20 protein-coding genes are annotated in these 21,013 nt (G+C 52.2%); 15 read left to right on the forward strand and 5 right to left on the reverse strand.

What is annotated here, in order from left to right; all coding sequences use genetic code 11:
- The first annotated feature begins 204 nt into the window (after positions 1 to 204).
- The 5 genes from BT142_RS03965 to BT142_RS18985 all read left to right on the forward strand — a co-directional run bounded on the left by BT142_RS03965 (position 205) and on the right by BT142_RS18985 (position 4,108).
- Positions 205 to 894, forward strand: a complete 690-nt coding sequence (locus BT142_RS03965) for a response regulator transcription factor (protein ID WP_072416908.1) — start codon at positions 205 to 207, stop codon at positions 892 to 894.
- A gap of 81 nt (positions 895 to 975) precedes the next feature.
- Positions 976 to 1,890, forward strand: coding sequence for an ATP-binding cassette domain-containing protein (locus tag BT142_RS03970; RefSeq protein ID WP_072416909.1), 915 nt, complete (start codon positions 976 to 978; stop codon positions 1,888 to 1,890).
- Positions 1,883 to 2,626, forward strand: a complete 744-nt coding sequence (locus tag BT142_RS03975) for a hypothetical protein (RefSeq protein ID WP_072416910.1) — start codon at positions 1,883 to 1,885, stop codon at positions 2,624 to 2,626. The genes BT142_RS03970 and BT142_RS03975 overlap by 8 nt, the downstream gene beginning before the upstream one ends.
- Positions 2,627 to 2,649: 23 nt before the next feature.
- Positions 2,650 to 3,546, forward strand: coding sequence for a sensor histidine kinase (locus tag BT142_RS03980; protein ID WP_072416911.1), 897 nt, complete (start codon positions 2,650 to 2,652; stop codon positions 3,544 to 3,546).
- Positions 3,547 to 3,934: 388 nt separating this feature from the next.
- Positions 3,935 to 4,108: a hypothetical protein gene (locus BT142_RS18985; protein ID WP_175444883.1), complete on the forward strand. Its 174-nt coding sequence runs from the start codon at positions 3,935 to 3,937 to the stop codon at positions 4,106 to 4,108.
- A 389-nt stretch (positions 4,109 to 4,497) separates the two neighbouring features.
- On the opposite strand, the gene BT142_RS03985 is transcribed toward BT142_RS18985, so the two are convergent.
- The 5 genes from BT142_RS03985 to BT142_RS04005 form a co-directional block, all read right to left on the reverse strand.
- Positions 4,498 to 5,145, reverse strand: a complete 648-nt coding sequence (locus BT142_RS03985; protein ID WP_072416912.1) for a hypothetical protein — start codon at positions 5,143 to 5,145, stop codon at positions 4,498 to 4,500.
- A gap of 34 nt (positions 5,146 to 5,179) precedes the next feature.
- A complete protein-coding gene (locus tag BT142_RS03990) occupies positions 5,180 to 6,037 on the reverse strand; it encodes an SDR family oxidoreductase (RefSeq protein ID WP_072416913.1) in 858 nt (285 codons plus the stop codon).
- Positions 6,038 to 6,061: 24 nt separating this feature from the next.
- Positions 6,062 to 6,997 carry a hypothetical protein gene (locus tag BT142_RS03995; RefSeq protein WP_072416914.1) on the reverse strand — a complete coding sequence of 312 codons (936 nt, stop codon included), beginning with the start codon at positions 6,995 to 6,997 and terminating at the stop codon, positions 6,062 to 6,064.
- Between the two features lie 6 nt (positions 6,998 to 7,003).
- On the reverse strand, positions 7,004 to 7,786 hold the full coding sequence (locus tag BT142_RS04000) for an EFR1 family ferrodoxin (RefSeq protein WP_072416915.1): 783 nt from the start codon (positions 7,784 to 7,786) through the stop codon (positions 7,004 to 7,006).
- Positions 7,787 to 7,883: 97 nt separating this feature from the next.
- Positions 7,884 to 8,564 carry a hypothetical protein gene (locus BT142_RS04005; RefSeq protein WP_072416916.1) on the reverse strand — a complete coding sequence of 227 codons (681 nt, stop codon included), beginning with the start codon at positions 8,562 to 8,564 and terminating at the stop codon, positions 7,884 to 7,886.
- A gap of 453 nt (positions 8,565 to 9,017) precedes the next feature.
- Here BT142_RS04005 and BT142_RS04010 point away from each other — a divergent pair, with 453 nt between their 5' ends.
- From BT142_RS04010 to BT142_RS04055, 10 genes are all read left to right on the forward strand, one after another.
- On the forward strand, positions 9,018 to 12,065 hold the full coding sequence (locus tag BT142_RS04010; protein WP_072416917.1) for an IBR domain-containing protein: 3,048 nt from the start codon (positions 9,018 to 9,020) through the stop codon (positions 12,063 to 12,065).
- Positions 12,066 to 12,086: 21 nt separating this feature from the next.
- The gene (gene aroB / locus BT142_RS04015) at positions 12,087 to 13,196 is read left to right on the forward strand and encodes a 3-dehydroquinate synthase (protein WP_072416918.1); all 1,110 of its coding nucleotides are present in this window, start codon (positions 12,087 to 12,089) and stop codon (positions 13,194 to 13,196) included.
- Complete coding sequence (gene aroA / locus BT142_RS04020; RefSeq protein WP_072416919.1) at positions 13,196 to 14,419, forward strand: 3-phosphoshikimate 1-carboxyvinyltransferase; 1,224 nt, start codon at positions 13,196 to 13,198, stop codon at positions 14,417 to 14,419. The genes aroB and aroA overlap by 1 nt, the downstream gene beginning before the upstream one ends.
- Before the next feature lie 3 nt (positions 14,420 to 14,422).
- The gene (locus BT142_RS04025; RefSeq protein ID WP_072416920.1) at positions 14,423 to 14,833 is read left to right on the forward strand and encodes an NUDIX domain-containing protein; all 411 of its coding nucleotides are present in this window, start codon (positions 14,423 to 14,425) and stop codon (positions 14,831 to 14,833) included.
- A 13-nt stretch (positions 14,834 to 14,846) separates the two neighbouring features.
- Entirely contained in the window at positions 14,847 to 15,182 is a 336-nt protein-coding gene (locus BT142_RS04030) for a hypothetical protein (protein WP_072416921.1), read from the forward strand.
- A gap of 62 nt (positions 15,183 to 15,244) precedes the next feature.
- Complete coding sequence (gene aroC, locus BT142_RS04035; RefSeq protein WP_072416922.1) at positions 15,245 to 16,342, forward strand: chorismate synthase; 1,098 nt, start codon at positions 15,245 to 15,247, stop codon at positions 16,340 to 16,342.
- Between the two features lie 27 nt (positions 16,343 to 16,369).
- The gene (locus BT142_RS04040; protein WP_072416923.1) at positions 16,370 to 16,960 is read left to right on the forward strand and encodes a DUF4364 family protein; all 591 of its coding nucleotides are present in this window, start codon (positions 16,370 to 16,372) and stop codon (positions 16,958 to 16,960) included.
- 128 nt (positions 16,961 to 17,088) lie between these two features.
- On the forward strand, positions 17,089 to 17,622 hold the full coding sequence (locus tag BT142_RS04045) for a cysteine hydrolase family protein (RefSeq protein ID WP_072416924.1): 534 nt from the start codon (positions 17,089 to 17,091) through the stop codon (positions 17,620 to 17,622).
- A 1,305-nt stretch (positions 17,623 to 18,927) separates the two neighbouring features.
- Positions 18,928 to 19,605, forward strand: coding sequence for a response regulator transcription factor (locus BT142_RS04050; protein ID WP_072416925.1), 678 nt, complete (start codon positions 18,928 to 18,930; stop codon positions 19,603 to 19,605).
- A 5-nt stretch (positions 19,606 to 19,610) separates the two neighbouring features.
- Complete coding sequence (locus BT142_RS04055) at positions 19,611 to 20,951, forward strand: sensor histidine kinase (RefSeq protein WP_084659314.1); 1,341 nt, start codon at positions 19,611 to 19,613, stop codon at positions 20,949 to 20,951.
- The last annotated feature ends 62 nt before the right edge of the window (positions 20,952 to 21,013 follow it).

Here is a 21,013-nt window from a genome sequence, read left to right on the forward strand (position 1 = left end):
GTCAGGAGAGTGCGGGTCGATTTTTGGGGGGAGAACCTACCCGAACACCTTACGAACCATAAAAAATGCGATAAACAGACGATTTTGCTATATAAGAGCTGTTCTCAAGCCGAAGAACAGCTCTTTATCTTTTCTGCCGATTGACCTTTCCTCCGAACTATGCTATAATTATTACAATAAACACATTCATTCGGGAGGTGTGCCATGAAAAAGATTCTGACCGCTGAGGACGACAGGGAGATAAACCGCCTTATATGTGAATACTTGTCCTCGCAGGGCTATGAAACACTTTCGGCACTGAACGGACTTGATGCCGTTCGTATCGTCCGGGAACAGAGTGACTTGTCGCTCCTGATACTTGACCTGATGCTGCCGTTTCAGAGCGGTGATATGGTTTTGCAAAAGATACGGGAATTTTCCGATATTCCAGTGATCGTGGTGTCGGCAAAAAGTGAGACACGCTCAAAGATAGACCTGATAAGAATGGGCGCTGACGATTACATTACAAAGCCATTTGACCTTGACGAGCTGCTTGTGCGTGTGGAAGCCGTTCTGCGGAGATACGAGGGAAATCTCCATAAGCAAGATGAAGCCAAAACACTGATCTATAAAAATCTATCACTTGACATTACAGCAGGAAGTGCGACAGTCTGCGACAAAACGCTCACTCTGACCAGCAAGGAGTTTGCAATACTGGAGCTGATGCTGAAAAATTCCACTAAGCTGTGGTCGAAAGCGAATCTGTTTGAGAGCGTGTGGGGTGAGAATTACCTTACCGATGATAATACCGTCAAAGTCCACATGAGCAATATCCGTTCCAAGCTGAAAAAGCTCGATCCCGACAACGAGTATATCGAAACGGTCTGGGGTATGGGCTATCGTCTTGTAACTTAACCTTTTCCGAACCTTCGCTTAACCTTTTCTTTACCTTTGGCTGTTAGAATGGTATCAACGAAACGAAAGGGGGGCGGCGCTATGGGAAATAGCGTGATAACCATGAGAGGACTTTGCAAGTCCTATAAAAAGCAGGAAGTCCTGCACGATTTCAGCCTGACGGTGGAGCGCGGACATATCTGCGGGCTGATCGGTCCGAACGGTGCAGGCAAGACCACGATCATGAAGATACTGGCGGGATTGTTCTTTCCGACGAAAGGGAAACTGGAACTGTTCGGCAGTAACGATGATCTGGACGATTCCCGTGCAAGAATGAGTTTTATGATCGAACAGCCGATCATTGCAGGCTCAATGACAGCCCGTCAGAATTTGGAGTATATCCGCTATCTTCGGGGCTATCCCGATGAAAAGCGCATTGATGAGATATTGGAGCTTGTCGGGCTTGCAAACACGGGCAAAAAGCGTGCCAATAAATTCTCTCTTGGCATGAAACAGCGTCTCGGCATCGGTATGGCACTTCTGCCAAAGCCCGAGATCATGGTGCTTGACGAGCCTGTGAACGGGCTGGATCCGGAGGGCATTGTGGAAGTACGTCAGCTCATCAAGCGGATGCAGGAAGAATGGGGCGTGACTGTGCTGATCTCCAGCCACTTGCTTTCGGAGCTTTCGGAACTCTGCACGGATTTCTCTATCATCAGTCACGGTGAGCTGATCGAAAATCTCAGCCGTGAAGAGCTGCTTGTGAAGTGCAGAGGACACATTGCTTTGCGGACGGACGACATCAACCGCACGGCGGCAGTCCTCGAAGATAAACTTCAAATATCCGATTACAAAGTCATTCACGGCGAGGATATACAGATTTTTGAACATCTCGGCGATATTCTGCACATCTCAAAAACTCTGACCGATAACGGACTTGTCATCACAAAGCTGAACGAGGAAGGTCAGAACTTAGAGGACTATTATCTGGAAAAGGTGGGTGACAGGAATGAATAATCTGATGAAAGCAGAATGGTTCAGGCTCAGGCATTCGGGAAACTGCCTGCTTATCCTGCTGTTTTTGGGTATGTGTGCGGTCATGCTCCAGTATTCGGGAAGTGACGGTCTTGAGATCACCGCCGAAATGTTCTTCGTACATTCCTCAATGGGTATGGCGATAGCCGTAGGCGGCATAACTGCGCTTATCGCAGGCACATTCAACAACCGACTTGTAAACTATGAGATAATGCAAGGCACGCCACCCGAGATAATGGTACTCAGCAAAATGCTCATGTCACTTATGCTGGTAACGGCGGTGTATTTTCTGCCGACCGCCCTGCTTCTTGTTATATTTGACCGTGAGAGCATAACACTTCCAATGATGCTCCTGACATTCATATGCACCGCAAAACTCACGGTGACAGCAATGGGTATCAACATAATACTCAAAGATGCGACAGGCACTGTGATATTTATATTCGGTCTTGCGTTCCAGTCTATGCCGCTGGTGATATTGCAAAATGTCCTGAAAATAGATGCGGCAAAGTTCACACCTTACCTGACAAGCACACAGCTGATGATAATTGGCAATATGAATATAGTCGACCTCGATGAACTGTCAATGCCGCTTGATATGGCGCACATCGAGATAAAAGTCATCGCTTCGTTCATAGTTATGACAGCCGTAATAACTGCCATTGCATACAAGTCGCTCAAAAACAAGTGGGCAACAGGGCTTACGATAAACAATTGATAATATTATGGAGGTACACGCTTATGGAAATGATTCTTGCAACAGCCTGCGAGTGCCTCTTTGTCTTTCTGTGCGCCCTGCTGTGGAAATATATCTCACTGAAAAAGAATATCCGTCACTTCTCGCAGGAGCTTGAAAAGCTGAAAAGTTCCGATTACAGACAGCCTGTCAAGGTCACGGATTTTGATAAGGATTTGGTGGAACTTGCCGTAAAGGTAAACGAGCATACCGATATTCAGCGGCAGCTCGGCGTGGAGTATGAGGAACGGCAAAAGCAGCTCGGGACGGTTATTTCGGGCATTTCCCACGACTTCCGCACACCGCTGACGGCTTCACTCGGTTATCTGCAAATGATCGAAAAAAGCGGTGAGCTGTCCGATAAGAATGCAGAATATCTCACAATCGTTATGCAGAAAAACAAGTATCTCAAAGAGTTGTCAGACGAATTTTTCGAGCTGACGAAGATCGAGAACAGCAATGATGAATTGCAGCTTGAAGAAGTCAATCTCAGCAATCTTCTGACCGAAGCGGTGCTGGAACAGCATTCATGGATAGCGGATAAAAATATCGCAACGGATTTTGAAATTTCCGACGGTATCATGATTCAGGCTGATGTGCATTGTCTGACAAGGATACTGAATAATCTCATGTCCAATGCACAGAAATACACCTCTGACAGCTTCGGCGTTAAGCTGAAACAGGACGGTAATTGTGTGGTATTATGTGTATCCAATACCATTGCGGGCAGCACATCACTCGATGTTGACAGAGTGTTCGAGCCGTTCTACCGTATGGATGCACGGACGGAAGGCGGCAGCGGACTGGGGTTGTATGTCGTGAAGCTGTTATGTGACAGGCTCGGCTGGTCGGTTAAGGCGGAGCTGAATGATAATGTTTTTACTGCAACAATATTGATATGAACATATGGCTCGGAGAACACTCTCTGAGCCTTTTTCTTTTCAGCGGATAAGTTCCCTATAATCATCACGGACGGCTCTGAGGGGCATTTCCGTTCGTCTGAGGGCATAGCAAAAGGCTCTGCATTACTACAAAGCCCTTGCGTTGATTATTCGTCCTCGTCAGAACACTCCGACAAGCCATGTATGAGCTGAATATAAACGCACTCCGCACGTTCATGTTCCTCGCCATCCGTAGAGATCATAAGTTCAAGGAAATATGCCTTTGCTTCTTCGTACCGAGATTCGTTCCCTCATGGATAGAATGGCGGAAGCCGATGATGTGGTGTTCGCCTACATTCAGTAGAGGATCAAAGAGCTGCACTCACGCAAATCGGAGCTTGAACGCAAATTGCAGACAAAAGCTCGTAAGCGTAAGGCTATCGACACAAAGCCTTTGGTCGAACCGCTTGCAATGTGGGATACCCTGACGGTGCAGGAGAAACATGATGTTGCCGCTGAGATGATCGAGGTCATTTACATCTCGCATAACAGTGAGGACATTGAAATCAAATTCGGCGTGTGAAAACGCCGTAAAACAGGTGTTTTACGGTGTTCGTAAAGTGCGCGAGAAGCAGACACTTTTGAAAAAGGGTCTTCCCCCAAGCCCCCTCACTAAAACTTTTAATGCTTTTTGGCTTTTGGGAAATTCTTCTATAGGTAGTATTGATCGGGAAGAGCGGCGCTCTGCTCTTCAATAGTCTGTCCCTTGCCAAAAAGACGTTCATGAGAGCGTAACGCATCATTGAGCGTATTCATCAGATGACATCTCTTGAAATGTCAAGGGACTATCTTCCAAACCACAACAAACGAACGACAAATTAAAAGTCTTTGGAATGGGGGGCGCCTTAGCTAAGGCGGGTTTCCCCCGGCTAAGACCCGCACAAAAAAGCCCGGCTGCGCACCGGGCTGGGGTCATTCGTTTTTGAGTTTGCCGAGGCCTGCTTCGTGGAGCATCAGTGCTCCCAGCAAATACAGTGCCTGAGCTGATGTGTTCAGGCATTGTGCTATCCAGTTCATTTTTGCCGAGTCGAAATCCTTCGACGAGAGGTAGCCCATGCCAAGGTACAGGAAGAACGAGATCACGAGCATTACTATCGCTTTAGTGCATTTCAGCTTCGACGCGTACTTGCACAGGGATGAGTACACCGCGCACATTCCCACAATGATCATGCACACCAGTGCGCCGTTCGGGATGATGGCGTATTCTTTACCGCTTTCTTCCGACTCCTGCCCGTCGGCGGCCGCCGATTTACTCGTCAGCCTGAGCGAGTACAGCAGAGCGATCCCCATCAGCAGGAAGCCCAGCGACTGGTTCACGAAAAACTGTCCCTTCATCCATGCGATGTTTTTGCCGCTGACCGCGTATATCAGCTTGTGCAGAGCCTTTGTCGTGCCTGCGCCCGTGATATACAGGAAGCCCCAGTAATACACCAGTTTGTCTGCCGTGTTCATCCTTTTGCTGAGATCCTTGCCTATCCTCAGCGACCCGAAAAAGAACAGTGCGACAGGAATAAAGTCTAACAGTGCCATCGGCACACTGAATCCGCTGTTTCCGTTCATATATACACCCAATGATTTTTTTGTGTCTGTCGTGTCAGTTCCCGAAATACTCCTTTATATACTCTGCGAACGAGCTTTCTCCCGTTTCATCCCTGCCCACAAGGTCGTGGGAGAGCGTCCATCTCGAAAAGAGGATGATGTCGTGCTTGCCTGCCTTCTTTATCTTCGGCAGTTCCGCCAGCACGCCGAACAGCCATGCGGGGGCATCCTTTATCACGCAGGGCTTGCCTGCCGCCTTGAAGCACATCCTCGCCATCTCTTCATAGGTGTAGGTCTCTTTTCCGCCGACCTCGTAGGTAACGTTCTTATCCTGCATATGGTCTACGATGAACTTTGCGAGATCGGGGCAGTCCACAACGTTCGCCCTGACATCGTGATGACCTTTGAGAAGTCTCATCTCGCCCTTGTCGATATAGGGCTTGAACACCTTTGCGATGTCGTAGAAGTAGCCCGTCGGGCGGTAGATGACGTGATCGAGCTTGCCTCTTCTGAGCTTTTCCTCGGCGAGCGCCTTTGCGTGGAGCATCGGTATCTTTTCTGCGCCCTTTTTGGTGCAGGCGATGACCGAAACGTAGTTGAACTTCTTCACCCCTGCGTGGTATGCCTCTCTGTAGAGATACATATTGCCCTTGTAGTCGATATCGTAGTTGTTGAGAGTAGTGGAAGCGCCCGTCAGACCCATCGTGGTGATGACTATATCCGCGCCGTCGCATACGCCCCTGAGCGTTTCGGGCTTGACGGCGTTTATCGGCCTGAAGGTGTACCGACCCTCAAGACCGTTGTTTTCCTTCTCTTTCAGGTCAGCGGCTACCACCTCGTGACCCTCGGCTATAAGCGCTTTGAGTATCTCGAAGCCGAGATTTCCGAAAGCGCCCGCAAGTACGACTTTCATGTGTATTACCTCTTTCTGTACGGGTCATCTGCCCTTTTCCTTTGAGCGTTTGTCGTTTATTATCTCCATTTCCTTAACGTCGATGAGCTTCACGCCGTTCTCATCCGCCCACTTGACACAGCCTTTGAGCACCGTCGGCAGGAATATCCTCGGCACGTTCACGAGCTTTTCGAGCGCCGCGTCGGTGAACTTCACATCGGTCTGCAATCTCTTCGCCGCGTACCTGACCGAATCCACCGTCGTCTGTCTCTGGGGCAGAAGCTCGGGGAGCAGTCTCCTGTGTTTGTGATACCAGAAATTCTTCGAGTCCCTGTAGCCGTAATCGACGGGTATCGGCGGAAAATCCTTCGCGGTCACGCCGTTGACTATCGCGTCGTGGTACTTCGGCTTCATGAGTATCTTGTCTATCCTCAGCACGAAATGTGCGCCGTAGGGTGTGGTGATGCCGTTGAAATCGTGGTATTTCTCCAGCTCGTAATGATCGGCGCCCTCGGGCAGGGGCTTGTCGTTCTCCGCCCCGTCGAGGGTATCGACCCACGTACATTCGACAGCCTGCACCGCTTCGCTGATGACCTGCGGATAAATGCCGTTTCTGTCCTCAGCCTTCCGCTCGCCGTCCTCGAAGTGGAATATGAAATCCTTCATCTTCTCGGCAGGGGTGTCCCCCGGCCAGCCGAGACGGACGCACTCCTTAAAGGTCTTTCGGTCGTCGGACATGAAGTTCAGCACGCACTTTTTGTGCTTGATGAGATTCTGCGCCGTGTTCGATGAGTTGCGGCATTCCAGCATGAATGCATAGTACTCCTTGCCCGCCACGTAGAAGGGCGCGAGCAGAGAATATGGGCCGCAGGTGGTGGTGCCGTCGTCGGTCAGGGTGCTGACGAGTACGACGGGCATCGGGAAAAACAGCGACGACTGATAAAAATTATCGACGGGACGCAATGACTTGAAGCCTGACATCTGTGCTCAGCTCTCTTTCTTTTCCTGCTTCGGCAGGAATTTATTCGCGTGGTATTTCAGTTTGTTCTGTGTGATGTTGCCGTAATCTATCGCCTCGGTGGGGCAGCTGCATATGCACGCCATGCAGTGTGCGCAGGGGGACTCCCACACGGGGCGCTTGTTCACGAGGGTGATGTTGTTCAGGGGGCAGACCTTCACGCATTTGCCGCATCCAACACACTTGTCGGAGGTGTGGAAGGGTGTACTGGGCTGCTGAGTCCTGACCCACAGCTTGACGAGCGGCACGGTCACAGCCTTTTCCGCAAGGAAGATGTGCCTTGACTTCAGCTGCTTTCTGTTTTTCACGGCGAGGGCTATCTTCTGCGCGGCGAGCTTTGCGGTCTCCAGCCGATAGAGAATGTCGCCGTCATCGCTGCCTGCGAAAAGATCGCTCGCAATATAGTTGTTCGGCATGACGATAAAGCGGCTGCCCATGTATATCATGTGCTTTTTCCACACTATGGACTTTGCGAGTCCGCCCGATATTCCCGCGCTCGCGCCGCAGGTGAACACGAAGTAGACGCGCCTGTTCCCTGCCAGCTTCACCTTTTTGATGTAATCCATAAAGAACAGCGGCATTTCGCTCACGTATACGGGACAGCAGATGACGAAGGGTCTGTTGGAGTATATCTCCGAATAGTCGTGTCTCTTTATCCTGTCCGTAAGGTCGAGCGATCTGTCGCCGAGTTTTTCCGCAATAGTCTCGGCTGCATATTTCGTATTTCCCGTAGCCGAAAAGTACAGTACCATCCCAAGTCCTCCTGTCCGATGTTGCAAAATTTATCAACACTATACCAACATTTTACACTATTTTACCGATTTTGTCAACAGCAAATTACAAAATTTGTCAATTTTCACCGTCGGGCATGACGCATCTGACGAAAAATTCCTCCGCGCCCTTTTCACCGAAAACTTTTTTCAGCGTCGCCGAAGAGGGGTTGCCCTCATTTATCATCCGCGTGCGGAAAGCCAGCAGTCCGTCAAGGTTCGCCGCGTGCTTTTCCGCCGAAAACGCCGCCTTTTTGTACGCCCTCACGCTGTCTGCCGTCAGCTCCGCCGACAGCCGCCTGTCGCCGTTCGGGTCAAGGGACTTTATCAGCGAGTAATCCGAACGCTCGCCGATGTACCACGCAGGCTTCTCGCTGTATTCGGGCAGACCGCAGTACTTCTCATGCACCGCGGAAAGGAGCGGCTGTTCGGGCTTCCCCTCTGTGCAGTCGTAGTACTCGACGAACCCGAGACGCTTTTTCTTCATCGTCATGATGTCGATGAGCAGGAACGGAACATCCGCGCACTCATACGGCATGAACGCCGAGGTCAGCAGCTGCATCCCGAAAGCGGTGTCGGCATACATGGTCATGAAGCCGCCGAAGCCCTTCACGCGGTACTGCTTCACCTCGAACCGCATCAGCTTCACGGTCTTCGGGTAGCAGAAGCTCCGATACTGTGCAGGGGTGACCTCGGTGCTGTCCGTCCCCGACGTGAACAGCTTTGTCACACCGTCTCTTATCTTCAAAAGTTCTGACATAAGGATGCTCCTTTCCGCCGACGCTATATCATAATCATATATTTATTTTATCATATTCTTTCGTATTTGTATGTATTTTTTTGAGATAGTCCGATTAACAATCTATTTCCATTCAGCGTTTTTTTGGTGTATAATTATATATATTTAATATATTTCCCTCGATATAACACAGTATACCGCCGCATCCGCCCTTTTTTTGCAAGGTGCAAGCCACTCAACAGAAGAATCTCAAACTCCCCCGCCAACACCATCTGCAAAAGAACACCACCCCTTGCCAAAAAGTATCAAAAGTCTTTGGAAAGGGATCCGGGGGAGAACCTTTTTTCAGAAAGGTTTCCCACGGGAAATCTCCGCACTCTGTAGCCGTTTATGCCAAAAAAATCCTTGCAATTTCAGTCATAATGTTGTATAATAGTATATGAATGTAAATTTGCGGGAAAGCGGTGAAGGAAAGTGGCTCAGAATTATTACACCCTGCTCAAGCTGAACGTGGACACGTTCGTGAGCGACCCTGCGGAGCTGGGGAACAGGCTCGAAGCGATGAAGCAGGAATGGAACAGGTCGAACAACACCGACATCCGCTCGTATGTCTCGACATACTACTCGAGCGGCGTGGTGAAAGAAGCGTTCAGCGACCCTGCGAGATGGAGGAGCATTTACGAACAGGCAAAAGCCGAGACCGACGACGCTGTTGCCAACTACCTCATGCTCTCCTCGGGCAAGGGCTTCCTCTACGAAAAAGAGATAAAAGCCATCGCAAGCAACAAGGACGTCTGCGCGACCGCCGACTACGTAAGGCGCATAGCCGCCGCGCAGGGCATCGAGGTGCGTTCGGACGAGGGCAGGTCGGCACAGCCGAAGGCGAAGAAAGCCTCGGCAAAGCTCGCCGACTACGAGCCCGAATCGAAGGTCGCGTTCAACGCGGCGATGAAACAGTGCGAGAAAGTCCGCTGCACCGACATCTACGACTTTCTGCGGAAGTACGCCGAACTCGCGGGCATCAGCACGCGGACGGTGTTCAGCATCGACACGCCGCCTAACCTCTGCGCTAACGCCGCGGAAGAGATACTCTCCGCATGGAAGAGCAAGAAAGAGAACGACGAAAAATCCGCGATAGACACCATCTGCACCGTAGTCAAGAAATTCGGCGTCGAGGGCGACAAGCACTCGCAGGTCAACTACAACAAACAGCTCATCTACACCCGACTCAAATCCGTGCTGGACAGGCTGTGGCAGGCGATGTCCAAGGCCGACGAGAACGAACGCATACTCAGCGGCGAGGCTCAGATGAAGCTGGTGAGCGACCTTGCCGCCGTCATCGACGACCGCGATAAGGCCGAGTCGATACTCGATGAGTTTTGCAGGGAAAAGAAGATACACAAGGAAATGACGGCGATAGCCGACCGCGCTTACTGCCCCTTCTGCTCCAACGTGTTTGAAAAGCCCGGCGGAAAGCTGCCCGACAGCTGCCCCATCTGCCGACGCAGCTTCATCATGACCTGCCCGAAATGCGGCAAGAGGGTCAACTACGCAAGCGGCGACACCTGCTGCGGCTTCGACTTCAAGATATACGGCAAGCTGTCGAGGATGTGCGAGGAAGCGTCGGGGTTCGTCAATACCCTGAGCTTCGGCTACGCCGAGCTGCTGCTCGCGGACGTCGAGAAACAGTGGCGCGGTTTCCCCGAAGCCGCCCCCGTCAGGGAGACCCTCAGGCAGAAAAAAGACCTGGTGGGAAAAATGGTGGGTTCGCTGGACGGACACATCGCTTCGAGGGAATTCTACGCCGCAAAGTCGGAGTACGAACGCATCTGCAAAGCAGTCCCCGGCTACAGCGACGCTTCCCTCGAAATGAGGATAAGAACCGCAGTCTCCGAAGCGGACAAGCTGTTCGCTCAGTGCCGCAGTGAGACGGACACGGGCAGGAAACTCCGCCTGCTCATCAGCATCAAGCAGATAGCCGCCGACTGCCCCGGAGTCGATAACGCCCTCGGCAACATCCCGCCGAGCGCGGTGACGAGCTTCGAGATCGGCGCCGAGCTGAATTCGGGCTGTGTGAACCTGCGCTGGAGCTCACCCGACCCCGACGGCACAGTCGAGTTCGAGGTGCGCAGAAAGGCGTTCAGCCGACCCGTCAGCAGTGAGGACGGCGAGTTCATCACACGCACCACCGAGAAAGGCTTCTCGGACAAGACCGTGAAAGAGGGCATGGCGTACTACTACTCGGTGTTCGCGATGCGCGGCAGGGCAAAGTCGAAGGCGGCTGTCTCGGCTGAGCCCGCGGTCATATTCCCGACCCTCAAAGGCACCCCCGAGGTCGCCTGCGACGAGACCATGATAGAGGTCAGCTGGAAAGCCGATGCAGGCAAGATGACCGCTGAAGTCTTCCGCAGTGAGAACCCCATGATAAAGCGCTACGGCGACGGCGTGAAACTGCGAGGATGCGGCGTGAACGGCTTTGCGGACACGGGTCTCGCACTGGGTCAGAAGTATTTTTACAACCTGTTTTTCAGGATAGACCTTGAGGGCAGGAACTACATATCACAGCCCATCTTCATTAGCGGCGAAACGGTGCGCAGGGGCAAGCCCGTCACCATCTCCGCAAAGGAGAAAGAGGGCGCAAAGGGTCGCTTCGTGCTGACCATCGAGGAGGGCATAGAGTTCGCTCCGCAGGTGCAGTTCTACTCCTCGGAGTCAAACAGCATCATGAGCGGCACGCCCACACAGGTCGGACAGCTTACGGGCGGCTTCGGCATGAAGAGACTGGGCGTAGTGCCAACAGGCACGGGAACGTTCGAGTTCAGCATCCGCGAGGGTGAGAGCTTCTACGTCTACCCCGTGACCGTCAGCGGAAGCAACGCCGTTATAGGCGGCGCGGTGTATGCCGAGAATTTCAAGCAGGTCGCCGTCCGCTCCATGCGCACCGACGGCGTGAACCTTAACATCGAGCTGGAAGAGTGGGTCAAGGGACAGGAAATGATGTACGTCTGCTGGAGACACGACGGCTACCCCACCGAGGTCGGTCAGCAGGGCAACTCAAAGACCGCGGTCAACAGGCTGAGCTATCAGTCGGGTGGCATCGTCATCCCGAACATCGAGCAGAAGGACTACTACATCACGGGCTTTGTAAGGACTTCGGGAGAGGAACGCCCCGTTTTCAGGACGGTGTTCGGGAACAGGAAGAAGATAGACATCTCCTACGGGTTCTCGTACTCGGGGCTCTTCTCGAAACAGCTGAAGATAACGTTCACCATGAGCGAGCCCGCTCCCCTGCCCGAGATGTCCCTGAGGACGATGATGGGCGCGGTACCGATGTTCGAGGGTTCGGGCGCAGAGCTCTGCGTGATACCGCCCGTCAGCGAGGAAAAGAAGGAACACGTATACATTCTCAGCGGCAAGCTGAACAAGAACCTGCACGGAAAGCTGTTCCTGCGCAGCGCCGCCGACAAGAACGCCTATCAGCTGATGCTCGCACACGGCGAGAGCAACAAGCTGACCGACTGACCGAGACGAAAGGATTGTAAAATGAGATTCAATGTTGAACTGAAACGGGTCGTGGACGATTCGTATGATATAGAGATAGGCCACTCCCTTGCGGAGAACTGCGTGAACGACGTGAAGAACGGTCTGCTGGGAAACGTCAAGAACATCGCGGTAGTCACCGATTCAAACGTCCTGCCGCTCTGCGCGGAGCCGATATGCAAGGCGCTCTGCGAGGCGGGACTGAACGCGAAGCTGTTCACCATACCCGCAGGCGAGGAGAGCAAGACCCGCGAAATGAAAGAGTTCGTTGAGGACAGTATGCTCGAGGCAGGATTCAGACGCGACTGCGGAGTGCTGGCAGTCGGCGGCGGAGTCGTTACCGACCTTGCGGGCTTTACCGCAGGCACCTTCGGAAGAGGTGTTCCCTTCGCGAACTTCGCGACCACCCTGCTGGCGGCGGCAGACGCTTCGGTAGGCGGCAAGACCGCTGTCGATACGCCCCTCGCCACCAACCTCATCGGCATTTTCAACCAGCCGAAAAAGGTGTATATCGACATCGACACATGGAAAACCCTCCCCGACAGACAGCTCAGGAGCGGTCTTGCGGAGACGATAAAGCACGGCTGCCTCGGCGACAGGGAGCTGTTTGAGTTCCTTGAAGCGAATATGGACAAGGTGCTGAGTCTTGACACAGCCGCCTGCGAATACATCGCAGAGCGCAACGTTGCGGTCAAGTACGACATCGTGATGCGCGACGAGCGCGAAGCCAGCCTGCGCGAGGTGCTGAACCTCGGCCACACGGTGGGCAGAGCGATAGAGACCCTCAGCGGCTACAGACTGCTCCACGGCGAGGCTGTTTCGATAGGTCTTGCGGCTCAGGCAAGGCTTGGTCTGCGCCACGGGTTCATCTCGGAAGAGAACGTTGAGCGCGTCATAAAGCTGTGCGAGGCGGCAGGTCTGCCCGTCATCATCCCCGACTACATCGACCGCGCCGCACTCGTGCGGAAGCTCTACACCGACAAGAAGGTGCGCAACGGAAAGCTGAGATTCGTTTTCCAGCGCGAGATAGGCGACGTTGTTGAATTCGAGGGCGGAAAGTACGGACTTGAGATAGCAGAGGACGAGATTGCCGCTGTACTGGAGGAAATGTAATGAACATCAGGATCACCCCCAAAAAGCTGTCGGGAGACGTTCAGCCGCCCGCTTCAAAGAGCGTGGCGCACAGACTTCTTATCGCGGCGGCGCTTGCCGACGGACGCTCGGTCATCGACAACGTTTACCCCTCGAAGGACATCCTCGCCACCATCGACTGCATGAGACAGCTGGGCGCGGACATCACCCTTGAAGGCAGCAGAGCCACCGTGACAGGCATCTCCGAACCCCCGAAGAAGGCGACCCTCGACTGCGGCGAAAGCGGCTCGACCCTGCGTTTTCTGATACCCGTTGCCTGCGCACTCGGCGTGGAGACCACCTTCATCGGACACGGCAGACTGCCCGAACGCCCCATCACCCCCTACCTTGAAGAGCTCCCGAAGCACGGGATAACCTTCGGCTACAACGGCACCATGCCCTTTACCGTAAAGGGGAAGCTCACGGGCGGAGAGTTCAGGATCGCGGGCGACATCTCCTCGCAGTTCATCACGGGACTGCTGCTGGCGTTCCCGCTCATCGAGGGGGAGAGCAGGGTCATCCTGACCTCGAAGCTTGAATCCAAGCCGTATGTGGACATCACCCGCGGCTGTCTCGAACAGTTCGGCTGCAAGACCGACGTGTACGAGGACGGTTTCGGCGTGAACGGTACGGCGCTTGCCCCTTGCAGCTGCGAAGTCGAGGGCGACTATTCGCAGGCGGCGTTCTTTGTAGTCGCAAATGCACTGGGTTCAAATGTAAATATTCAGGGGGTAAATGTAAATTCTTTTCAGGGCGATAAAAAAATCGTTGAAATCTGTGACGAGATGGTGTATAATAATAATGGTATGCTCAGAGCTTTCAGCATAGACTGCTCGGACATCCCCGACCTTGTGCCGATACTTTCGGTGCTCGGCTGCTTCTGTGAGGGCACTTCTCACATCACCAACGCCGCAAGGCTCCGCATCAAGGAGTGCGACAGACTTTCGGCGATGGCGCAGAGCCTTAACGCCTGCGGCGGCAAGGTCACGGAGCTTGAGGACGGTCTCGTTATCGAGGGCGTGGGCGAGCTCACGGGCGGTACAGTGCCCGATTTCAACGACCACCGCATACCGATGGCGATGGCTGTTGCGGCTACACGCAGCAGCGCTCCCATAACCATACTCGGAGCACAGTGCGTGTCAAAATCCTACCCCGACTTTTTCGAGGTGTATGAACGTCTCGGAGGCGTTTTCGAGGAGGTCTGAGAAATGGCAGAATTTCGCGGAGCGGCAGGCGCGGCCATAACCGACAGCGAGGGGCGCATACTTCTCGTGAAGCGGTGCGACTGCGGCAAATGGGGCATCCCCGGCGGACTCATGGAGTTCGGCGAGACGATGGCTCAGACCGCCGTCAGGGAAGCAAAGGAAGAAACGGGGCTGGACATCGTGATAGATAGTCTGGTGGGCGTTTACTCGGGTTATTTTTCAAGGACCGCCGACCGTCAGCCTATAACCTGTCTGTTTGCGGCACACGCTGTGGGCGGCGAGCTCTACTGCGACCACATCGAGACTGCCGAACTGCGGTACTTCGGGAAGGACGAACTGCCCGAGATATATTCGCCGCAGCATATAGATATGCTCAGAGATTTCTTTACGGAAGAAACGGGCTTTTACAGATAAAGGAGAGAGCATCATGGGATTTCTTTCTAAACTGTTCGGCGGGTCGGATAACGGTAAAAGCGCGGGCGCTCCTACGGACACGGGAACGGGCATCGGTATGCTCAGGACAACAAGGAGCGGCGGATACGACAAGCGCTCGGTGCTTGCGGCCATGGACGCGCTCAATGCCGAGATACTCGCTCTTTCCGAAGCCGTCAGCAGCAAATGCAGCGGCAGTCCGTACACTCTGCCTGAGCCTGCCGACCTCGAACTCACAAAAGTTTCTTCGGGCGGCTTCAATGAAGAGGATACGAATGCCTATATAGGCGAATTAAGGAAAAAGATCGCGGAGCTTCGGGCTCTGCTTTGACAGGAAAGTATAAAGAAAAAGCAGGGGGAAGTCATTCGCCCCTGTGTTAGGAGGATAAACAAATGGCTTCAACATGGAACAACAATATCAGCTTCTCGGTATTCGGGGAAAGTCACGGACCTGCTATCGGCGTTGTCATGGATAATGTTCCCCCCGGAGAGAGCATCGACATGGACAAGCTCATGCAGTTCATGGCAAGACGCGCCCCGAAAAAGGACGCTACCTCTACCCAGAGAAGAGAAAAGGATCTTCCGCAGATAATGTCGGGCTTTCTGAACGGCAAGACTACAGGCACTCCGCTCTGTGCGTTCATCCAGAACACCGACCAGCATTCCAACGACTACGTGAAGTCGAAGCTCGATACCCTCGTCCGTCCAGGTCACGCTGACTACACGGGCGCACTCAGATACAAGGGCTTCAATGACGTCCGCGGCGGCGGCCACTTCTCGGGCAGACTTACCGCACCGCTCTGCTTCGCAGGCGCTGTTGCAGGTCAGATACTCGAAAGACGCGGCATCTACGTGGGCGCTCACATCGCTGAGATACATAAGATAAAAGACGACAGCTTCGACCCCATCGTCACCTCCCGCGAGGACATCGTGGCGGTGCGTGAGAAGTACTTCCCCGTCATCAACGACGAGAAGGGCAAGCGCATGAAGCGCGACATCGAAAAGGCGAGGGAGTTCATGGACAGCGTGGGCGGCATCGTTGAGTGCATCGCGATAAACGTTCCCGCAGGCATCGGCTCGCCCATATTCGACGGCCTTGAGAACAGCATCGCACAGCTCATCTTCGGTATCCCCGCAGTAAAGGGTCTGGAGTTCGGCGCAGGCTTCAACGCGACCAAGATGCTGGGCTCGGAAAACAACGACGAGTTCTATGTTGACGACCGCGGCCACGTTGTTACAAGAAGCAACTTCGCAGGCGGTATCCTGGGCGGTATCTCCAACGGTATGCCTATCACCCTCAGAGTTGCGTTCAAGCCTACTCCTTCGATAGCACAGCCCCAGCAGACCATAGATATGCGCAGCCAGACGAACGAGACTATCGAGATAAAGGGCAGACACGACCCCTGCGTCGTTCCGAGAGCTGTTCCCTGCGTTGAGGCGGCTGTGAACCTCGCACTGCTCAACCATATGCTCAGTTATCCGAATTTCTGATAAGACAGACAAGGGAGGTCGTGGAAATTGTTTGCCTACCCAAAGATCAATCCCGACGTTCTTAACCCGCGGGAGGTCTACGAAGTCAAACTTCTGATGGCTTATTTCATGAATCACGCCGACAGAGACTGCACGCCCGCTCAGCTGCTGGAGATATTCACGGGGGACGGCGTTGTGGATTACTTCCTGTACACCGAGGCGCTGAAGGAAATGCTCGATAACGGTCTTATCATCGTGGTCGAGACGGAGGGCGTGAAATACTACCGCCTCAGCGAAAAGGGACGCGCAGGCGCCGAGAGCTTCAAGAAGCTCGTGAACAAAAGCGTGCGCGACCGCATACTTTCCTCGGGGATGAGACTGTTCGCAAGGCTGAAAGCCGAACAGAGCGTGCAGACCGAGATAACCGAACTCGGCGGCGGTTCCTGCGAACTCAGGTGCTGCATCGAGGACAACGGCATAAAGCTGATGGAGCTGACACTGTTCGCACCCGACAAGACTCAGGCAGAGCATATGCGCTCAAAGATAATGTCGAATCCGTCAGACCTGTATGGAAGGATACTCGACCATGTGGTCTGCACCGACGATGAGTATTCCGAACCCTTTGACGCGGATATGTGAATAAAATGTAAAAAAACGCATTTGCCGCGCTTACATACTTTTCAAATGAATAAAATAATGGTATAATACTATTATGATAATTTTCGTCCGTAAACCCGGGCGTATACATAAACCGGAGGATTTTAACTATGAAACTGCTTGTTATTGTTGACTATCAGAACGACTTCGTAAACGGCTCGCTCGGATTTGAGGGCGCAGAGCTGCTCGACAGAAAGATCGCTCACAAGATCCGCGACTACCGCAAGGAAGGCGGAGAGGTCATCTACACAATGGATACTCATCAGTCTGACTACCTCTCGACTCTTGAGGGTCAGAAGAACCCCGTTGAGCACTGCATCGAGGATACTCAGGGCCACAGACTCTACGGCTTCACCGCTAAGGAGCGCACCGATAAGGATAAGGTCTTCTACAAGGATACCTTCGGCTCCCTCGAACTTGCAGACTACATCAAGTTCAAGAACTACGAGAGTGTTGAGCTGGTAGGTCTGACCTCGAACGTATACATCATGGCAAACGCAGTCCTCATCAAGACCGCTCTTCCCGAGACACCTGTTACCGTACATACCGCTTATACCGCTTCGGCTGACAAGGATCTTGAGGCTAAGGCGTTCGACGTTATGGAAGGCTTGCAGATAGAGGTCGTAAGAGACCGCGAGGCCTGATCCCTCACCCGACAGTAAAAAACAACAGCCTCGCTTTGAATGGCGAGGCTGTTTTAAAAAGCCGGTCAAAAGGGCATGAAAAAAGCCCATTGTTAAGCGGTCGGCGAACCTGCAACGGGCTTTCATCATCTATAGAATTATGAAAGGGATTTGGTATATTCTTTATTTGTTGTACTTAGTATAACATCCTTAAATGAACCGAATATGACATATAAGCATCTCAGAGATAGAAATTAATTAAAAATTCACATCTGCGTTTGTGGAATTTGCACAATTGCCTTTATCCCGCATCCGTTTCAGGGCATAATTAAAGCCCATCGTTTAATCGGTCGGCGAACCTGCAATGGACTCTAATTATCTATAGAATTTTATGAAAGGGATAAGTTGTATTCTTCATTTGATGTACTTAGTATACCACGCTTAAATGAACCGAATATGACATATAAAACGTTTAAGCATAGAAGATTTGAGGAAATTTCTCTTGAAAATTGTGCATCCTGCACAAGAGCCTATTTCAGGGCATAATTAAAGTCCATCGTTTATATCGGTCGGCGAACCTGCAATGGACTCTAATTATCTATAGAATTTTATGAAAGGGATAAGTTGTATTCTTTATTTGTTGTACTTAGTATAACATCCTTAAATGAACCGAATATGACATATAAGCATCGCAGAGATAGAATTTAATTAAAATTTAACATCTTCGTTTGTGGAATTTGCACAAGGGCCTTTATCGGGCATCCGTTTCAGGGCATAATTAAAGTCCATCGTTTATATCGGTCGGCGAACCTGCAATGGACTCTAATCATCTATAGAATTTTATGAAAGGGATAAGTTGTACTCTTCATTTGATGTATATAGTATACCACGCTTAAATGAACCGAATATGACATATAAAACGTTTAAGTGTAAAATATCGCGAGAAATTTGCCCGTGAATTTGTAAGGTTTACACAAATTGGTATTTCAGGGCATAATTAAAGTCCATCGTTTTAAAAGCGGTCGGCGAACCTACAATGGACTCTAATCATCTATAGAATTTTATGAAAGGGATAGTTGAATTCTTTTTCAAGTGAGGAACTGTAGGGAACAGCTGCGCGGAAAATATATCGGCTGTTACACCGAGAGGGGGAAGTACATCTTCCTGAGCATGAACCCTGCTCCCTGTCCTCTTCAGCAACTTAAATATAACACGCCTACATGAACCGAATATGAACTATCGGGCCATTATTATAAAAATATTATTTTTAACGGAAAATTATTGTTTTGTTAACATCTCAAAGAAATGAAAAGGAGGAATCAGAAAATGTTTCAGGTACTTGTAGTGGAGGACGACAACAACCTCCGCAAACTTATGTGCGCGGCTCTCAAACAGAACGGCTACAACCCTCTCCCCGCCGCCGACGGCTTCGAGGCTCTCGACGAAATGGAGAAATACTCTGTGGACCTCGTCATCTCGGACATCATGATGCCCAAGATGAACGGCTACGAACTCACCCGCCAGCTCAGGAACGCAGGCTTCGATATGCCCGTGCTCATGGTCACCGCGAAAGAGTCCTTCGAGGACAAGCAGAACGGCTTCATGGTCGGCGCGGACGACTATATGGTAAAGCCCATCAACATCGACGAGATGATACTCCGCGTGGGCGCTCTGCTCCGCCGCGCAAAGCTCGCGTCGGACAAGGTGCTGTCGGTGGGCACATTCAAGCTCAACTACGATTCGCTCACCGTCACCAACGGCTCCGAACCGCCCGAGACTATCCCGAACAAGGAGTTCATGCTGCTGTTCAAGCTGCTCAGCACCCCCAACCAGATCTTCACCCGCAGACAGCTGCTCGACGAGCTGTGGGGTCTCGAATCGGACGTTGACGAACGCACGGTGGACGTTCATATCAAGCGTATCCGCGAACGCTATACACCAAATGACAACTTTGACATCGTGACCGTAAGAGGTCTGGGGTACAAGGCTGTCAAGAAAGTGTGAACCGTATGGCTTTTCAGAGAAAAGACCCCGACAAACCGCGTTTTTCGCTGTCGCTGAAATTCTCGCTGATGCTGTTTCTTGTGATGCTGCTGTCGGCGGTCATCGCAGTGATAGCACTCCTGTTTGTGATGGGGCCTATCGTTTCGCAGAACACCGAGAACCGCGTGAATTCGCTGGTATCGTCCATGAAACTGCTCGAACAGAAGAAGGTCTACAGCACCAGCGAGATAATCTCCATCTGTAACGTGGATATCGCCGAAGTGACCACTCTGCCCGAAAAAAGCGGCGAAAGATACAACGTTCTTATCGACGCCGCCGAGCATAACTGCTACATCGAGCGTGAGGGCAGGCTGTTCCCGACTGTCACGGGCTACACGGTCATAGGCGGCGACTACCTCAAGATCGTCCCCGTCAATTACGACAACATCTACTGGATAGCGACATTCGTCACGATCATCACCATGCTCGTCAGCATCGTGCTCGGTTCGCTGATGACCATGTTCGTGACCCACAGGATACTGCGCCCCATCAAGAACCTCTCCAGCGCGACGGCTATGGTCGCGAGAGGAAACTTCAAGGTCCGCGTTCCCGAATCGAAGGACAAGGAATACAACCAGCTGATAAAGAACTTCAACCGCATGGCAGAAGAGCTTTCGGGCATCGAGACCCTGCGTGGCGACTTCATCAGCAACGTTTCCCACGAGTTCAAAACGCCCCTCGCTTCGATACAGGGCTTCGCAAAGCTCTTGCAGGACGAGACTATCTCCGATGAGGACAGGCGCGAATACACACAGATAATCATCAACGAAACGGGCAGGCTCTCGAAGCTGACAAGCGACATCCTGCGCCTATCGAAGCTCGAAAACCAGAACACTATCTCGAACAAAAAGCGCTTCTCCATCGACGAGCAGATACGCAAGATACTCCTCGTGCTCGAACCCGAATGGACGAAGAAAAACATCAACCTCGAACTTGAACTCGACACGGTCTACTACTTCGGAAACGAGGAACTTATGGCGCAGATATGGCAGAACGTCATCAACAACGCCATCAAGTTTACCCCCGAGGGCGGAAATATCGGCGTGCGGCTCTTCGCAAATGAGAAGAACATAACCGCTAAGATCACCGACGACGGCCCCTCGATCCCCCCCGAGGTCATCGAAAAGATATTCGTTAAGTTCTACCAGGGCGATAACTCCCGCAAGACCGAAGGAAACGGCCTCGGCCTCGCTCTCGTAAAACGCATTATCGACCTCTGCAACGGTAAGATCTACGTGGAAAACCGATACGACGGCGGCGTCTGCTTCACCGTGGAACTCCCCTACGTGATCGGCGACATGATGTGAGAAAAACCAAACCGACACCGCCTTCGGGTGGTGTCGGTTTGGTTTTTATTATGAGTGCGGGA

The sequence above is a fragment of the Ruminococcus sp. YE71 genome, assembly GCF_900119155.1.
GTDB lineage: Bacteria > Bacillota > Clostridia > Oscillospirales > Ruminococcaceae > YE71.

What these genes read in the sequence shown, in the direction of transcription:
- BT142_RS03980 (WP_072416911.1), top strand. Translation starts at nt 2,650, where the DNA reads ATGGAAATGATTCTTGCAACAGCCTGCGAGTGCCTCTTTGTCTTTCTG.
- BT142_RS03995 (WP_072416914.1), bottom strand. Translation starts at nt 6,997, where the DNA reads ATGTCAGGCTTCAAGTCATTGCGTCCCGTCGATAATTTTTATCAGTCG.
- BT142_RS03970 (WP_072416909.1), top strand. Translation starts at nt 976, where the DNA reads ATGGGAAATAGCGTGATAACCATGAGAGGACTTTGCAAGTCCTATAAA.
- BT142_RS04055 (WP_084659314.1), top strand. Translation starts at nt 19,611, where the DNA reads ATGGCTTTTCAGAGAAAAGACCCCGACAAACCGCGTTTTTCGCTGTCG.
- BT142_RS04000 (WP_072416915.1), bottom strand. Translation starts at nt 7,786, where the DNA reads ATGGTACTGTACTTTTCGGCTACGGGAAATACGAAATATGCAGCCGAG.
- aroB (WP_072416918.1), top strand. Translation starts at nt 12,087, where the DNA reads ATGAGATTCAATGTTGAACTGAAACGGGTCGTGGACGATTCGTATGAT.
- BT142_RS04045 (WP_072416924.1), top strand. Translation starts at nt 17,089, where the DNA reads ATGAAACTGCTTGTTATTGTTGACTATCAGAACGACTTCGTAAACGGC.
- BT142_RS04050 (WP_072416925.1), top strand. Translation starts at nt 18,928, where the DNA reads ATGTTTCAGGTACTTGTAGTGGAGGACGACAACAACCTCCGCAAACTT.
- BT142_RS03965 (WP_072416908.1), top strand. Translation starts at nt 205, where the DNA reads ATGAAAAAGATTCTGACCGCTGAGGACGACAGGGAGATAAACCGCCTT.
- BT142_RS03990 (WP_072416913.1), bottom strand. Translation starts at nt 6,037, where the DNA reads ATGAAAGTCGTACTTGCGGGCGCTTTCGGAAATCTCGGCTTCGAGATA.
- aroC (WP_072416922.1), top strand. Translation starts at nt 15,245, where the DNA reads ATGGCTTCAACATGGAACAACAATATCAGCTTCTCGGTATTCGGGGAA.
- BT142_RS03975 (WP_072416910.1), top strand. Translation starts at nt 1,883, where the DNA reads ATGAATAATCTGATGAAAGCAGAATGGTTCAGGCTCAGGCATTCGGGA.
- BT142_RS04030 (WP_072416921.1), top strand. Translation starts at nt 14,847, where the DNA reads ATGGGATTTCTTTCTAAACTGTTCGGCGGGTCGGATAACGGTAAAAGC.
- BT142_RS04025 (WP_072416920.1), top strand. Translation starts at nt 14,423, where the DNA reads ATGGCAGAATTTCGCGGAGCGGCAGGCGCGGCCATAACCGACAGCGAG.
- BT142_RS03985 (WP_072416912.1), bottom strand. Translation starts at nt 5,145, where the DNA reads ATGAACGGAAACAGCGGATTCAGTGTGCCGATGGCACTGTTAGACTTT.
- BT142_RS04005 (WP_072416916.1), bottom strand. Translation starts at nt 8,564, where the DNA reads ATGTCAGAACTTTTGAAGATAAGAGACGGTGTGACAAAGCTGTTCACG.
- aroA (WP_072416919.1), top strand. Translation starts at nt 13,196, where the DNA reads ATGAACATCAGGATCACCCCCAAAAAGCTGTCGGGAGACGTTCAGCCG.